Origin of the sequence: Mycobacterium nebraskense, from assembly GCF_002102255.1 — a bacterium.
GTDB lineage: Bacteria > Actinomycetota > Actinomycetes > Mycobacteriales > Mycobacteriaceae > Mycobacterium > Mycobacterium nebraskense.
The window spans coordinates 13,697-28,438 of sequence record NZ_LQPH01000112.1 but is presented as its reverse complement, the minus strand read 5'-3'; the positions used below and the strand labels follow the sequence as shown (position 1 = coordinate 28,438).

The 14,742-nt window shown below is 68.1% G+C and carries 12 protein-coding genes; 5 read left to right on the top strand and 7 right to left on the bottom strand.

The features are described from left to right. Positions 1 to 19 precede the first annotated feature (19 nt). The 3 genes from AWC17_RS13260 to AWC17_RS13250 all read left to right on the top strand — a co-directional run bounded on the left by AWC17_RS13260 (position 20) and on the right by AWC17_RS13250 (position 4,312). Positions 20 to 1,414: a sigma 54-interacting transcriptional regulator gene (locus AWC17_RS13260; protein ID WP_046184154.1), complete on the top strand. Its 1,395-nt coding sequence runs from the start codon at positions 20 to 22 to the stop codon at positions 1,412 to 1,414. Then, positions 1,407 to 3,395: a vWA domain-containing protein gene (locus tag AWC17_RS13255; protein WP_046184155.1), complete on the top strand. Its 1,989-nt coding sequence runs from the start codon at positions 1,407 to 1,409 to the stop codon at positions 3,393 to 3,395. The genes AWC17_RS13260 and AWC17_RS13255 overlap by 8 nt, the downstream gene beginning before the upstream one ends. A gap of 68 nt (positions 3,396 to 3,463) precedes the next feature. Beyond that, positions 3,464 to 4,312, top strand: coding sequence for an aldo/keto reductase (locus AWC17_RS13250; protein WP_046184156.1), 849 nt, complete (start codon positions 3,464 to 3,466; stop codon positions 4,310 to 4,312). Positions 4,313 to 4,315: 3 nt separating this feature from the next. Here AWC17_RS13250 and AWC17_RS13245 read toward each other — a convergent pair whose 3' ends face one another. The 7 genes from AWC17_RS13245 to AWC17_RS13215 all read right to left on the bottom strand — a co-directional run bounded on the left by AWC17_RS13245 (position 4,316) and on the right by AWC17_RS13215 (position 13,431). Then, positions 4,316 to 4,918 carry a DUF1707 SHOCT-like domain-containing protein gene (locus AWC17_RS13245; protein WP_046184157.1) on the bottom strand — a complete coding sequence of 201 codons (603 nt, stop codon included), beginning with the start codon at positions 4,916 to 4,918 and terminating at the stop codon, positions 4,316 to 4,318. Positions 4,919 to 5,024: 106 nt separating this feature from the next. Next, complete coding sequence (locus AWC17_RS13240; RefSeq protein ID WP_047323782.1) at positions 5,025 to 5,804, bottom strand: enoyl-CoA hydratase family protein; 780 nt, start codon at positions 5,802 to 5,804, stop codon at positions 5,025 to 5,027. Positions 5,805 to 5,814: 10 nt separating this feature from the next. Further along, on the bottom strand, positions 5,815 to 6,981 hold the full coding sequence (locus AWC17_RS13235; protein WP_046186178.1) for an acyl-CoA dehydrogenase family protein: 1,167 nt from the start codon (positions 6,979 to 6,981) through the stop codon (positions 5,815 to 5,817). Further along, positions 6,982 to 8,970, bottom strand: a complete 1,989-nt coding sequence (locus AWC17_RS13230; protein WP_046186177.1) for an ATP-binding protein — start codon at positions 8,968 to 8,970, stop codon at positions 6,982 to 6,984. 5 nt (positions 8,971 to 8,975) lie between these two features. Continuing rightward, the gene (locus tag AWC17_RS13225; protein ID WP_197083491.1) at positions 8,976 to 10,565 is read right to left on the bottom strand and encodes an acyl-CoA carboxylase subunit beta; all 1,590 of its coding nucleotides are present in this window, start codon (positions 10,563 to 10,565) and stop codon (positions 8,976 to 8,978) included. Between the two features lie 2 nt (positions 10,566 to 10,567). Further along, the gene (locus AWC17_RS13220) at positions 10,568 to 11,716 is read right to left on the bottom strand and encodes an acyl-CoA dehydrogenase family protein (protein ID WP_046186175.1); all 1,149 of its coding nucleotides are present in this window, start codon (positions 11,714 to 11,716) and stop codon (positions 10,568 to 10,570) included. Further along, a complete protein-coding gene (locus AWC17_RS13215) occupies positions 11,713 to 13,431 on the bottom strand; it encodes an acyclic terpene utilization AtuA family protein (RefSeq protein WP_047323780.1) in 1,719 nt (572 codons plus the stop codon). The genes AWC17_RS13220 and AWC17_RS13215 overlap by 4 nt, the downstream gene beginning before the upstream one ends. A 309-nt stretch (positions 13,432 to 13,740) precedes the next feature. Between AWC17_RS13215 and rpmF the strand changes: the two genes are divergently transcribed. Both rpmF and mprA read left to right on the top strand, forming a co-directional pair. Further along, the gene (rpmF, locus tag AWC17_RS13210) at positions 13,741 to 13,914 is read left to right on the top strand and encodes a 50S ribosomal protein L32 (protein WP_007168835.1); all 174 of its coding nucleotides are present in this window, start codon (positions 13,741 to 13,743) and stop codon (positions 13,912 to 13,914) included. 127 nt (positions 13,915 to 14,041) lie between these two features. Further along, the gene (gene mprA / locus AWC17_RS13205) at positions 14,042 to 14,728 is read left to right on the top strand and encodes a two-component system response regulator MprA (RefSeq protein ID WP_046186545.1); all 687 of its coding nucleotides are present in this window, start codon (positions 14,042 to 14,044) and stop codon (positions 14,726 to 14,728) included. Positions 14,729 to 14,742 lie beyond the last annotated feature (14 nt).

Below are 14,742 nucleotides of genomic sequence, written 5' to 3'. Positions count from 1 at the left end.
CCCCAACGCGTACTTTGGAGTGGTGCCATCACCCAGCAATCTGCCCCGCACCGTCGGCGAGCTGCGCGCCGCCGGCCATCGTGAACGGGGAGTCAAACAGGAAATCCGCGAAAACCTGCTGACGCGCCTCGCCGACGGCGCGGATGGGGAAGCGGTCTGGCCCGGGATCCTGGGTTTCGAGGACACCGTCCTGCCTCAGCTGGAGCGGGCGCTGATCGCCGGACACGACGTCGTCCTGCTCGGCGAACGTGGTCAGGGCAAGACGCGACTCCTGCGTGCCCTGGTCGGGCTGCTCGACGAGTGGACGCCGGTGATCGCCGGGGCGGAATTGGGCGAGCATCCCTACTCGCCGATCACGCCGGAGTCGATCCGCAAGGCCGCCACCCTGGGCGACGACCTGCCGGTGGAGTGGAGGCACCGCAGCGAGCGCTACACCGAGAAGCTGGCAACCCCCGACACCAGCGTCGCGGACCTCGTCGGCGACATCGACCCGATCAAGGTGGCCGAGGGTCGCAGCCTCGGTGACCCGGAAACCATCGCCTACGGTTTGATTCCGCGCGCGCACCGGGGCATCGTCGCGGTCAACGAGCTTCCCGACCTCGCCGAGCGCATCCAGGTGTCGATGCTCAATGTGATGGAGGAGCGCGACATCCAGGTCCGCGGGTACACGCTGCGCCTGCCGCTGGACGTGCTGGTAGTCGCCAGTGCCAACCCCGAGGACTACACCAACCGGGGCCGCATCATCACCCCGCTCAAAGACCGGTTCGGTGCGGAGATCCGCACCCACTACCCGCTGGAGCTCGAGGCGGAGGTGGGCGTCATCGTCCAGGAGGCGCATTTATCCGCGCAGGTGCCCGACTACCTGATGCAGGTGATCGCCCGGTTCGCCCGGTATCTGCGGGAGTCCAATTCCGTCGATCAACGCTCCGGGGTGTCGGCGCGGTTCGCAATCGCCGCGGCCGAAACCGTGGCGGCCGCCGCCCGCCACCGCGGCGCGGTACTGGGGGAGACCGATCCCGTGGCCCGCGTGGTCGACCTCGGCACGGTGATCGACGTGCTGCGCGGCAAGCTGGAATTCGAGTCCGGTGAGGAAGGCCGCGAGCAGGCCGTGCTCGAGCACCTGTTGCGCCGCGCCACGGCCGACACCGCGTCGCGGGTGCTCGGCGGCATCGACGTCGGGTCGTTGGTGTCCGCGGTCGAGGGCGGTTCGGCGGTCACGACGGGCGAGCGGGTGTCGGCCAAGGACGTCCTGGCCGCCGTTCCCACGTTGCCGGTGGTGGACAAGATCGCGGCCAAGGTCAACGCCCAGTCGGAGGGTGAGCGCGCCGCGGCGCTGGAACTGGCGCTGGAGGCTTTGTATCTGGCGAAGCGGATCGACAAGGTGTCCGGAGAGGGCCAAACCGTCTATGGCTAAACCTTTTAAGGGGCACCGTCTACGCTACTCGGCGTACACCGGCGGCCCCGACCCGCTGGCCCCGCCGGTGGATCTGCGCGAGGCTCTCGAGCAGATCGGGCAGGACGTCATGACCGGCACGTCGCCGCGCCGTGCGCTGTCCGAGCTACTGCGGCGCGGCACCAAGAACATGCCGGGCGCCGACCGGCTGGCCGCCGAGGCCAACCGGCGCCGACGGGAGTTATTGCGCCGCAACAACTTAGACGGCACCCTGCAGGAGATCAAGAAGCTGCTCGACGAGGCCGTGCTGGCCGAACGCAAGGAACTGGCCCGCGCACTCGACGACGACGCCCGCTTCGGCGAACTGCAGCTCGACGCCTTGCCGGCGTCGCCGGCCAAGGCCGTTCAGGAACTCTCCGACTACAACTGGCGCAGCAACGAGGCCCGCGAGAAGTACGACCAGATCAAGGATCTGCTTGGCCGCGAGATGCTGGATCAGCGCTTTGCCGGCATGAAGGAGGCCCTCCAAGGCGCCACCGACGAGGACCGCCAGCGCGTCAACGACATGTTGAACGACCTCAACGAGCTGCTGGACAAGCATGCGCGCGGTGAGGACACCCAGCAGGACTTTCAAGACTTCATGAATAAGCACGGCGAGTTCTTTCCGGAGAACCCACGCAATGTCGACGAGCTGTTGGACTCGCTGGCCAAGCGCGCCGCGGCAGCGCAACGCTTCCGGAACAGCCTGAGCCCAGACCAGCGTGCCGAGCTGGATGCCTTGGCGCAGCAGGCATTCGGGTCGCCGTCGCTGATGCAAGCGCTGAACCGGCTCGACGCGCATCTGCAGGCCGCCCGGCCGGGTGAGGACTGGACCGGGTCCGAACAGTTCTCCGGCGACAACCCGTTCGGGATGGGCGAGGGCACCCAGGCGCTGGCCGACGTCGCCGAGCTCGAGCAGCTCGCGGAGCAGCTCTCGCAGAGCTATCCGGGCGCCACCATGGACGACGTCGATCTCGACGCGCTGGCGCGCCAACTCGGCGACCAGGCTGCCGTCGACGCCCGTACGCTCGCCGAATTGGAACGCGCACTGGTCAATCAGGGATTTCTGGACCGGGGTTCCGACGGCCAGTGGCGGCTATCGCCCAAGGCCATGCGCAGGCTGGGCGAGACGGCGCTACGCGATGTGGCGCAACAGCTTTCCGGCCGGCGCGGTGAGCGGGATCATCGGCGCGCGGGAGCGGCCGGCGAACTCACCGGTGCCACCCGGCCCTGGCAGTTCGGTGACACCGAGCCGTGGAACATCTCCCGCACGCTGACCAACGCGGTGCTGCGGCAGGCGGGAACCGCCACCCCGGACGGCACCGTCGGATCGCTGAAGATCACCGTCGACGACGTCGAGGTCTCCGAGACCGAGACGCGCACCCAGGCCGCGGTGGCGCTGCTCGTCGACACCTCGTTCTCCATGGTGATGGAGAATCGTTGGCTGCCGATGAAGCAGACGGCACTGGCGCTCAACCACCTGGTGGGCACGCGATTTCGTTCGGACGCCTTGCAGATCATCGCATTTGGGCGTTATGCCCGGACGGTGACCGCCGCCGAGCTCACCGGCCTCGAAGGCGTCTACGAACAGGGCACCAATCTGCACCACGCCCTGGCGCTGGCCGGTCGTCACCTACGGCGGCATCCCAACGCGCAGCCCGTCGTGCTGGTGGTGACCGATGGCGAGCCCACCGCTCACCTGGAAGACTTCGACGGCGACGGCACGACCGTATTCTTCGACTACCCCCCGCATCCGCGGACCATCGCCCACACCGTGCGCGGGTTCGACGACATGGCCCGCCTCGGTGCGCAGATCACCATCTTCCGGCTGGGCAGCGACCCCGGCCTGGCCCGGTTCATCGACCAGGTCGCCCGGCGCGTCGAGGGACGTGTGGTGGTGCCCGACGTCGACGGCCTCGGCGCGGCCGTGGTGGGCGACTACCTCCGGTCCCGCCGCCGCTAGCCCGTCGTCGACCCAAATGGGATAGGTGCTCACTCGACCGGGTACACGGAGCGAGAAGGAGGAGATGCATGAGCAAGGTTCCAACGATCGAACTCAACGATGGTGTCAGCATCCCGCAGCTGGGCTTCGGCGTGTTCCAGATCAAGCCCGACGAGACCGCGGCGGCGGTCAAGACCGCGCTCGAGATCGGCTACCGGCACATCGACACCGCCGAGATGTACGGCAACGAAAAGGAAGTCGCGCAAGGCATTCGCGACGCCGGGCTCGACCGCGCCGACGTGTTCGTCACCAGCAAGCTCAACAACGGCTTTCACAAGCCCGACGATGCGCGCCGGGCGTTCGACCGAACGCTGAAGGCTCTGGAGTCCGACTACGTCGACCTGTTTCTCATCCACTGGCCGCTGCCCACGCTCTACGACGGCGACTTCGTCTCAACCTGGAAAGTCTTCGAAGAGTTCGCGCGCGATGGGCGCGCCCGCAGCATCGGCGTCTCCAATTTTCAAGTCGCACATCTGGATCGGCTCGCCGACGAAACCGACACCGTCCCGTCGGTCAACCAGGTCGAGGTTCATCCTTACTTCGGTAACGAACAGGTCCGGGCGTACGGACGCGACCACGGCATCGCCACCGAGGCATGGGCGCCCATCGCACAGGGCAAGGTACTCGACGATCCGGTGATCAACCGCGTCGCCGACGCACGGGGCAAATCCGCGGCACAGGTGGTGTTGCGCTGGCACATTCAGCGCGGCGACATCGTCTTCCCCAAGTCGGTCACCCCCGAACGGGTCAAAGCCAACTTCGAGCTTTTCGACTTTGAGTTGGATGACTCCGACATGGAGGCGATCTCAGCGCTGGACAAGGGTGAATCGGGAAGAAACGGACCCAATCCCGATACGTTCGACTACGTGCCCGGCTGACTGCTATCCGCGCGGCCGGCGGGCCTTGCGAAGGATGCCGACACCGCCCCATAGCGAAAAGCCGCGGATCTTCACCGTCGGTGCGCCGGGCGTGCCCTGTCCGAGCACGCTTCGGTCGAAGTTGCCCATGACGCCGCGGCCGTGAATTTCGACGTTGACTTCGGGCGGCAGCAAAATGTTCTGCACCCCCATGATCGACATCGCGTGGATGTCGACCTCGGTCGAGGTGAAGTCGGCGTAGCGCAGATCCACCACCCCGCTGCCCCACAACGTGAACGTGGTCAGCTTCTTGGGCACGTTCCACCGGCCCCGCCGCTCGAAGCCGCTCATCAGGGCCAGCAGGAGGGTGGACGGCGCCGGGTTGGGCTTGCCGCCGCGGCGCGGGTTGATCGGTGAACCCGGCAGATCGGCCCGGAGCTGGTCCAGTTCCTCGTACGTGGTCGCCGCGTATGCCCTGGTCAGCCGGTCTTCGTAGTCCTTCATCTGCAGCCGGCCCTGTTCGGCCGCGTAGGCCAGCAATTGCGCGAGCTGTATGCGATCGGTGTCGGCCGCGCGCGCCGATTCAGCGCGCGTGTCCTTCGCATCGCGTTGCGCAGAGTTGCTCATCACCCACGAGCCTACGACGTCCAGCTATTGCTGCAAGAGGATTGGTCAAACTGCAACCTCGCGCCGTGCCGGCAGGTTCGGCCCGTGGGTCTTGTTTGACACCTGGCTAACTCGCCCAGCTGGGTGCGCGCTTCTGCAGAAACGCCAGCATGCCTTCGCGGGCTTCGTCGGAGACGAAGAGCCGGGCCGATTCTTCGGCAAGCCGTTCGGCGTCGCGGTCGAACCCTTCCAGCACCGCCGCGGTGGTCAGCGCCTTGGAGGCCGCAAGCCCCTGGGGCGAACCGCGGCCCACGTCGGCGAGCAGTCCTGCCACCGCGGCGTCGACGTCCTCGGCTGCCATCGTGATCAGTCCGATGTCCGCGGCTGCGGCGGCGTCAAACGTCTCGCCGGTCAGGTAGTAGCGCGCCGCGGCCCGCGGCGACAGTTTCGGCAGGAGCGTCAGCGAGATGATCGCGGGGGCGACGCCGATGCGGGCCTCGGTCAGGGCGAACGTGCTGCGCGGACCGGCGACGGCGATGTCGCAGGCACCGACAAGTCCGAACCCGCCGGCGCGGACATGCCCGTCGATGGCGCCGATCACCGGCAGCGGCGAGGAGACGATGGCGCGTAATACCGTGGTCATTTCCCGGGCGCGGGCCACGGCCAGGTCGAACGGGTCGCCCCCGCCGGCCTCACTCAGGTCGGCGCCGGCGCAGAAGGTGTTGCCGGTATGCCCCAGCACCACCGCGCGCACGCCCGGGTCCGCCGCGGCGTCGCGCAGCCCCTGATGCAGCTGCTCGACGAGCGCGGTTGAGAGCGCGTTGCGGTTGTGGGGCGAGTTCAGCGTCACCCGCGCGAACGGGCCGCCGGTATCGGCCGGACCGGCGTATTCGACCAGCGTCTCCATCAGCAGGGCCTCAGTAGCTTCTGGGCAGGCCCAGTGATGTCTGCGCCACGAAGTTGAGCACCATCTCGCGGCTGACCGGGGCGATCCGCCCGAGCCTGGCCGAGGTGAGCATGGCGGCGACGCCGTACTCCTTGGTCAGCCCGTTGCCGCCCATCGACTGCACGGCCTGGTCGACCGAACGGGTAGCCGCTTCGGCCGCAGCGTATTTGGCCATGTTGGCAGCCTCCGCCGCGCCCGCATCGTCGCCGCTGTCGTAGAGCGTGGCGGCCTTCTGCATCATCAGCTTGGCCAGTTGCACCTCGATGTGGCACTGCGCCAAGGGATGCGACAGTCCTTGGTGCGCGCCGATCGGCGTGCCCCACACCTGGCGGGTCTTGACGTAGTCGGCGGCCTTCTCGAGAGCGAACCGCCCCATGCCGACCGAGCTGGCGGCGCCCATGATTCGCTCGGGGTTCAGCCCGGCGAAGAGCTGCGCGATCGCGGCGTCCTCGGAACCGACGAGCGCATCGGCCGGCAGCCGAACGTCATCGAGGAAGACCTGGAACTGCCGTTCGGGGCTGATCAGCTCCATTTCGATTGGCGTATAGGTGAATCCGGGGGCGTCGGTGGGCACCACAAACAGTGCCGGGCGCAGTTTTCCGGTCTTGGCCTCCTCGGTGCGGCCCACCACCAGGACGGCCTGCGCTTGGTCGATACCGGAGATGTAGACCTTCTGGCCCTTGAGGATCCAGTCGCTGCCGTCGCGGCGCGCGGTTGTGGTGATCTTGTGCGAGTTGGAGCCGGCGTCCGGTTCGGTGATGGCGAAGGCCATCGTCAGGGTTCCGTCGGCGATGCCGGGAATCCAGCGCTTCTTCTGTTCTTGGGTGCCGAACTTGCTGATTATGGTGCCGTTGATCGCCGGCGACACCACCATCAGCAGCAGCGCGCTGCCCGCCGCCGCCATCTCCTCCATCACTAGCGACAGTTCGTACATACCGGCGCCACCACCGCCGTACTCCTCGGGCAGGTTGACCCCCAGGAAGCCGAGCTTGCCCGCCTCCGACCACAATTCGTCGGTGTGCTCGTGCGCGCGGGCCTTCCGCAGGTAGTACTCGCTGCCGTAGTTGGCGGCCCACGCGGCCACGGACTTGCGCAGGGCCTGCCGCTCCTCGCTCTCGATAAAGCTGGTGTCGGTCATTTAAGAATCTCCTTCTGCTTGGGGCGCTTCGACGCGCGCTAGGACGGTGCCCACTTCGACTTGCTGGCCGGTCTGGACGTTGAGTTCGACGAGCACGCCCTCGGTCGGCGCGGTGATGGTGTGCTCCATCTTCATCGCCTCGAGCCAGATCAACGCCTGGCCGGCGTCGACGGTCTCGCCGACCGCGGCGCCGATCCGGATCACGTTGCCCGGCATGGGCGCTACCAGCGAACCCTGTTCGAGGGCCGAACCCGGCTCCGGGAAACGCGGCAGAGCGACCAGGTGGACGGGCCCGCGCGCCGAGTCGACGTAGACGTCGTCACCGTATCGCGCGACCGCAAAGGCGCACGCCACCCCGGAGTCGTCGGCCAGCACGACCTCGTCCGGCGCGGCCGAGACCAGCTGGACCGGCTCAGTAACGTTGGGGCCGGTAAGCAGCAATCCCGCTCTGGTAAAGCGGTATTCGACTCGATGCTCGCTACCATCGGCGTCGCGGTAGCTCTTCACCTGGTAGCCGGACGCCAGGTTGCGCCAGCCGCTGGGCAACGAGCCCAGGACGGGGGCGGCCGCGCGGTTATGTGCGGCGTCGGCGAGCGCGGCGGCGATCGCGGACAACCGGACGGTGGCGGTGTCGGCCAGGGGGGCCGACAGGTTCTCCAACCCGTGCGTGTCGAAAAACGCGGTGTCGGTGGCGCCCTCGAGGAACGCGGGGTGGCGCAGCACGTTGACCAGTAGCTCACGGTTGGTGCGCACGCCGTGCAGCCGGGTGCGGGCGAGCGCGTCGGCGAGCACCAGCGCCGCATGCCGGCGCATCGGCCCATACGAGATGACCTTGGCCAGCATCGGATCGTAGTGAATGGACACCGTGGAACCAGCGACGATGCCCGAATCGACTCGAATGCCGGTCCGGTGTCCCAGCGTGCGGAACTGCGACTGGACGCCCGGCACTTCGACCCTGTGCACGCGGCCGGCCTGCGGCTGCCAGCCCTGGGCGGGGTCCTCCGCGTAGAGCCGGGCCTCGATCGAATGCCCTTGAGCGGCGGGGGGTTCGGTGTCGAGCCGATGGCCGTCCGCGACGGCGAGTTGTAGTTCAACGAGGTCGACCCCAGTGGTCTCCTCGGTCACCGGGTGCTCGACCTGCAGCCGGGTGTTCATCTCCAGGAAGTAGAACTCGCCGTCATCGTCGGCGAGGAACTCGACCGTCCCGGCGCCCGTGTAGCCGATCGCTCCGGCGGCCAGCCGGGCCGCGTCGAACAGCTTGTCCCGCATGCCCGGTGTGCGCTCGACCAAGGGGGACGGGGCTTCCTCGATGATCTTCTGGTGCCGGCGCTGGATGGAGCATTCCCGTTCACCGACGGCCCAGACGGTGCCGTGGGTGTCGGCCATGACCTGCACCTCGATGTGATGCCCGGTCGGCAGGTAGCGCTCGCAGAACACGGTCGGGTCGCCGAACGCGGACTGCGCCTCGCGCCGGGCCGCCTCCACTTCGTCGGCGAGAGCGGACAATTCGCGCACCACCCGCATCCCGCGGCCGCCGCCGCCGGCGGACGCCTTGACGAGCACGGGCAGCTGCGCCTGGGTGACCGTGTCGGGGTCGAGTTCATCGAGCACGGGAACACCCGCGGCGGCCATCAGCTTCTTGGATTCGATCTTGGAGCCCATCGCCCGCACCGCGTCCACCGGCGGCCCGATCCACGTCAGGCCCGCGCCCTGCACGGCGGCCGCGAATTCGGCGTTCTCCGAGAGAAACCCGTAGCCGGGGTGGACCGCGTCGGCACCCGCCGCGCGGGCGGCCGCGATGATCGCCTCGGCGTTGAGATAGTCGTTGGTCTTGGGCAGCCGCACCCGGGCGTCGGCCTCGGCGACGTGCGGCGCGGCGCCGTCCGGGTCGGTGTAGACGGCCACGGTGCCCAGGCCCAGCCGTCGGCAGGTGGCGAAGACTCGTCGGGCGATCTCGCCCCGGTTGGCGACCAACACTCGAGTGACCATGGGGCTCACATCCGGAAGACGCCGAAGTTCGACGTCCCCTTGATCGGGCCATTGGCGATGGCGGACAAACACATTCCCAACACGGTTCGGGTGTCGCGCGGGTCGATCACCCCGTCGTCGTAAAGCATCCCGGACAGCACCAGCGGCAACGACTCGGCTTCGATCTGCCCCTCGACGGCCGCCCGCATCGCGGCGTCGGCCTCCTCGTCGACCTGCTGGCCGCGGGCCTCGGCGGCGGCCCGGGCGACGATCGACAAGACACCCGCAAGCTGGGCACCGCCCATCACCGCGGATTTGGCGCTGGGCCAGGCGAACAGGAACCTCGGGTCGTAGGCTCGGCCGCACATGCCGTAGTGGCCGGCGCCGTAAGAGGCGCCGATCAACAGCGAGATGTGCGGGACGGTCGAATTGGAGACGGCGTTGATCATCATCGAGCCGTGCTTGATCATCCCGCCCTCTTCGTAGTCCTTACCCACCATGTAGCCGGTGGTGTTGTGCAGGAACAACAGTGGCGTGTTGGAGCGGTTGGCCAGCTGAATGAACTGGGTGGCCTTTTGCGACTCCTCGCTGAACAGCACGCCGCGCGCGTTGGCCAGGATGCCCAGGGGGTAGCCGTGCAGGCGGGCCCAGCCGGTGACCAGCGAGGAGCCGTACATGGTCTTGAATTCGTCGAATTCGGAGCCGTCGACAATGCGGGCGATCACCTCGCGCGGGTCGAACGGGATGCGCAGGTCCGCCGGCACGATGCCGATGAGCTCCTCGGCGTCGAACAGTGGGTCGGTGACCGGCCCGGGCGCGGGGCCCTCTTTGCGCCAGTTCAGCCGGGCCACGATGCGGCGCCCGATGCGGATGGCGTCGAGCTCGTCGGCGGCGAAGTAGTCGGCCAAACCCGATGTCCGGGCGTGCATTTCGGCGCCGCCCAGTGATTCGTCGTCGGATTCTTCGCCGGTGGCCATCTTCACCAGCGGGGGACCGGCCAGGAACACCTTCGAACGTTCTTTGATCATCACGACGTGGTCGGACATGCCGGGGATGTAGGCGCCACCGGCGGTGGAGTTACCGAAAACCAGGGCAATGGTGGGAATGCCGGCCGCCGACAGGCGGGTCAGGTCGCGGAACATCTGCCCGCCGGGGATGAAGATTTCTTTCTGGGTGGGCAGGTCCGCCCCGCCGGATTCCACCAGCGAAATGACGGGCAGCCTGTTCTCGAAGGCGATCTGGTTGGCCCGCAATATCTTCCGCAGCGTCCACGGGTTGCTGGTGCCGCCCTTGACCGTCGGGTCGTTGGCGACGATCAGGCATTCCACGCCCGACACCACGCCTATCCCGGTGACTGTGCTGGCGCCGACCGTGAAGGCGCTGCCCCACGCCGCGAGCGGGCTGAGCTCCAGGAACGGAGAGTCGGGGTCGACGAGCAGCTCGATGCGTTCCCGGGCGGTCAGCTTGCCGCGGCCGTGATGGCGCTCGACATACTTGGGGCCGCCGCCCGCAAGCGCTTTGGCGAGTTCGGCGTCGATCTCCTCGAGCCTGGTGGTTGCCGTCGACGCCGCGTCGGTGTAGGTGGGGGACGTCGCGTCAAGGGTGGACTGCAGCACGGTCATGATTGGAATCCAAGGGTTTTCGCGGCCAGTGAGGTCAGGATTTCCGTCGTTCCGCCGCCGATGCCCAGGATCCGCATGTCGCGGTACTGGCGTTCGACTTCGGATTCAGCCATGTAGCCCATGCCGCCGAACAGCTGGACGGCTTCGTTGGCCACCCATTCGCCGGCCTCGACGGCGGTGTTCTTGGCGAAACACACCTCGGCGATCAGGTTGGTCTCGCCGGCCAGCTGACGCTCCACCACATTGCGGGAGTAGACCCGGGCGACGTCGATGCGACGGGCCATCTCGGCCAGCGTGTTCTGTACCGACTGCCGCGAGATCAGCGGCCGGCCGAACGTTTCCCGGTCGCGACACCACTGCACCGTCAGGTCGAGACACCGCTGTGCGCTCGCATAGGCCTGCGCGGCAAGTCCGATGCGCTCTGAGACGAAGGCCTGCGCGATCTGCAGGAATCCACTGTTCTCGGCGCCGACCAGATTGTCCGCCGGCACCCGCGCGTCGTCGAAGGACAGCTCGGCGGTGTCCGAGGACCTCCAGCCCATTTTGGCCAGCTTACGGCTCACCTCGAAACCCGGTGTGCCCTTCTCGATCACGAGTAACGAAACGCCCGCCGCCCCGGGACCGCCGGTGCGCACCGCCGTGACGACGTAGTCGGCGCGGACCCCCGAGGTGATGTAGGTCTTGGCGCCGTTGACCACGTAGTGGTCCCCGTCCAGCACCGCCGACGTTCGTAGGTGCCCGACGTCCGAGCCGCCGCCCGGCTCGGTGATGGCGAGCGCGCCAATCTTGTCGCCGGCCAACGTCGGCCTCACGAACTCTTCGATCAGCCGCTGGTCGCCGGACGCGATCATGTGCGGCACCGCGATGCCGCAGGTGAACAGCGACGCGAAGACCCCTCCCGGAGCGCCGGCCTGGTGCACCTCTTCGCAGATGATCACCGCATCCGCGCCGTCACCGCCTCCCCCGCCGACCGCCTCGGGAAAGCCCGCGCCCAGCAGGCCGGCCGACCCGGCGCGCCGGTGCAAGTCGCGCGGCAACTCGCCGATGCGCTCCCACTCGTCGGCGTGGGGCAGGATCTCGCGTTCGGTGAAGGAGCGCACCGTCTTTCGCAGCTGTTCGCGCTCCGGCGTCGTCCACAGATTCATAAGAGCCTTTCGGGGATGTCGACGTACCGGCCGCGCAGCCATTCACCCAGACCCTTGGCCTGCGGATCGAAACGTGCCTGATAGGCGACGCCCTGGCCCAGGATGCCGTCGATGACGAAGTTGACCGCGCGCAGGTTCGGTAACACGTGGCGGGTGACGTCGAACTCCGCCGCTTCGGGCAGCAGCTCCTTGAGCAGCTCGACGGTCAGCGTGTTGGCCAGCCAGCGCCATTGTTCGTCGGTGCGGACCCAGACCCCGACGTTGGCCGAGCCGCCCTTGTCGCCGCTGCGGGCCCCGGCGATGCGGCCCAGCGGCACCCTGCGTACCGGGCCGGCGGGAAGCGGCTCCGGCAATGGCGGGGGATCGGCCGGTGCTAACTCCAAAGTCTCAGTAGCGCAAGGGATGTCGGTGCGGGCGCCGTCGGCGTGCACCGCCACATGCGGCACCTCCTTGGCGTCGACGTAGCCCGGGGTGAACACGCCGTAGACCTGACCGTCGCCCGGGGGGGCGGTCACGTGAAAGCCCGGATAACTGGCGAGCGCCAATTCCACGGCGGCCGAAGAGAACTGGCGCCCGACGTTCGCAGGGTCGGGGTCGCGGACCACGCAGTGCAGCAGCGCGCTGGCGGCTTCCTCGGTGTCGGCGTCGGTGTGGTCGGTGCGGGCCAGTGACCACTGCAGCTCCGCGGGCTTGACGGTCAGCGCGGCCTCGAGCTGCCGGCGCATCAAGTCGGCCTTGGCCTCGATGTCCAGACCGGTCAGCACGAAAGTCATGGAATTGCGGAATCCGCCGATGCTGTTCAGCGACACCTTGTACGTGGGCGGCGGCGGTTCGCCGAGCACGCCGCTGATGCGCACCCGGTCGGGACCCTCGGCGGACAGCTTGACGGTGTCCATCCGCGCGGTGACGTCGGGGTTGGCATAGCGGGCGCCGGTGATCTCGTAGAGCAGCTGCGCGGTGACGGTGTCGACGCTGACCAGGCCGCCGGTGCCCTGGTGCTTGGTGATCACCGATGAGCCGTCGGCGTGGACCTCGGCCAGCGGGAAACCGGCGTGGAGGAGGCCGGAGGACTCCAAAATCTCCGTAAAGAAGGAGTAGTTGCCGCCGGTGGCCTGCACGCCGCACTCGATGACATGGCCGGCGACCACCGCGCCGGCGAGCTGGTTGTAGTCGGCGCGCCCCCAGCCGAAGTGCGCTGCGGCCGCCCCGACGATCACCGAGGCGTCGGTGACCCGGCCGGTGACGACTACGTCGGCGCCGGCGCCCAGGCAATCGACGATGCCCCACGCGCCCAGGTAGGCGTTCGCCGTCAGGGGCGCGCCCAGCCCCAGTTCGGCGGCGCGCGCCAGCAGGTCGTCCCCTTCGACGTGGGCGACCCGGGCCGGGATGCCGAGGCGCTCGGCCAGGGCGCGTATCGCGTCGGCCAGCCCGGCAGGGTTAAGGCCGCCGGCGTTGGCGACGATGCGAACGCCGCGGTCCCGGGCCTCGCCCAGGCAGTCCTCGAGTTGGGTCAGGAAGGTCTTCGCGTAGCCCCGCTCGGGATGCTTCATGCGGTCGCGGCCGAGGATCAGCATGGTCAGTTCGGCCAGGTAGTCGCCGGTGAGGTAGTCCAGGTCTCCGCCGGTGAGCATCTCGCGCATCGCCGATAGCCGGTCGCCGTAGAAACCGGAGCAGTTCGCGATCCGGACAGCGTCGCGACCAGGAGCAGAGGCCATGCTGTCCTCCAATCTGCGATGCACCGGTGAGCGCAAACCAACCAACCAACCGGTAGGTTAGCGGGTCGCGCCGGTGTCACGTCAAGGACGCCCGCTCGCCTCCCGCCCCGAGGCTGCCGCCGTGGTCGTTGACGTCGCCCAATCTCAGCCGTGACGGCAATCTCGGCGCCGACGGGCGTCGTTTTGGTGAGCAGCGGGCCACCGACTATCCTGATAGCAATCGTCGCACGTTCGGCCCCACGGGCCACCCCCCGCGACATGCCCGACTAGCCTCCAGCTAGGCCCCGACACGAGGAGTTAGGCCCGACCATGGCCGTACCCAAGCGCAGGATGTCGCGCGCGAACACCCGTAGCCGTCGCGCGCAGTGGAAGGCCACCAAGACGGAGCTCGTCGGGGTGACGGTCGCAGGCCAGAAGCACAAGGTGCCCCGCCGGCTGCTCAAGGCCGCCCGCCTCGGTCTGATCGATCTCGACCGGCGTTAGTTTCCCGCGTTAGCAATTGCCCGACTCCTCCTCAGGGCTTTCGCCCCGCATCGTCGCCGGGCGAATCTCGGCAAACACCCGGCGCGCCTCTCAGCCCGCTCTCAGGCGTCGGGACGACACTAAGCCCGTGCGGATACTGGTCGTCGACGACGATCGGGCAGTGCGTGAGTCGCTGCGCCGGTCGCTTTCCTTCAATGGCTACTCGGTCGAGTTGGCCCATGACGGGCTGGAGGCGCTCGACATGATCGCCAGCGACCGGCCCGACGCGCTCGTCCTCGATGTGATGATGCCGCGACTGGACGGCCTCGAGGTCTGCCGTCAGCTCCGCAGTACCGGCGACGACCTGCCGATCCTGGTGCTCACCGCCCGCGATTCGGTGTCCGAGCGGGTCGCCGGGCTGGACGCCGGCGCGGATGACTACCTGCCGAAGCCGTTCGCCCTGGAAGAACTGCTGGCCCGGATGCGGGCGCTGCTGCGCCGCACCAAGCCGGATGATGACGCCGAATCGGTGGCCATGACGTTCTCCGACCTGACCTTGGACCCGGTGACCCGTGAAGTCACTCGCGGGCAACGCCAAATCAGCCTGACGCGCACCGAATTCGCGTTGCTGGAAATGTTGATCGCCAATCCGCGCCGCGTGCTCACCCGCAGCCGGATTTTGGAGGAGGTGTGGGGATTCGACTTCCCCACCTCGGGTAACGCGCTGGAGGTCTACGTCGGCTATCTGCGCCGCAAGACCGAGGCCGACGGTGAGCCACGACTGATCCACACGGTGCGCGGCGTGGGCTACGTCCTTCGGGAGACACCGCCGTGACGAGTCACAATCGA

Bases quoted from the DNA above. Each gene is read 5' to 3' on its own strand.
- AWC17_RS13255 (WP_046184155.1), top strand. From the start codon at position 1,407: ATGGCTAAACCTTTTAAGGGGCACCGTCTACGCTACTCGGCGTACACC.
- AWC17_RS13230 (WP_046186177.1), bottom strand. From the start codon at position 8,970: ATGGTCACTCGAGTGTTGGTCGCCAACCGGGGCGAGATCGCCCGACGA.
- AWC17_RS13245 (WP_046184157.1), bottom strand. From the start codon at position 4,918: ATGAGCAACTCTGCGCAACGCGATGCGAAGGACACGCGCGCTGAATCG.
- AWC17_RS13220 (WP_046186175.1), bottom strand. From the start codon at position 11,716: ATGAATCTGTGGACGACGCCGGAGCGCGAACAGCTGCGAAAGACGGTG.
- AWC17_RS13215 (WP_047323780.1), bottom strand. From the start codon at position 13,431: ATGGCCTCTGCTCCTGGTCGCGACGCTGTCCGGATCGCGAACTGCTCC.
- AWC17_RS13235 (WP_046186178.1), bottom strand. From the start codon at position 6,981: ATGACCGACACCAGCTTTATCGAGAGCGAGGAGCGGCAGGCCCTGCGC.
- AWC17_RS13240 (WP_047323782.1), bottom strand. From the start codon at position 5,804: ATGGAGACGCTGGTCGAATACGCCGGTCCGGCCGATACCGGCGGCCCG.
- AWC17_RS13250 (WP_046184156.1), top strand. From the start codon at position 3,464: ATGAGCAAGGTTCCAACGATCGAACTCAACGATGGTGTCAGCATCCCG.
- rpmF (WP_007168835.1), top strand. From the start codon at position 13,741: ATGGCCGTACCCAAGCGCAGGATGTCGCGCGCGAACACCCGTAGCCGT.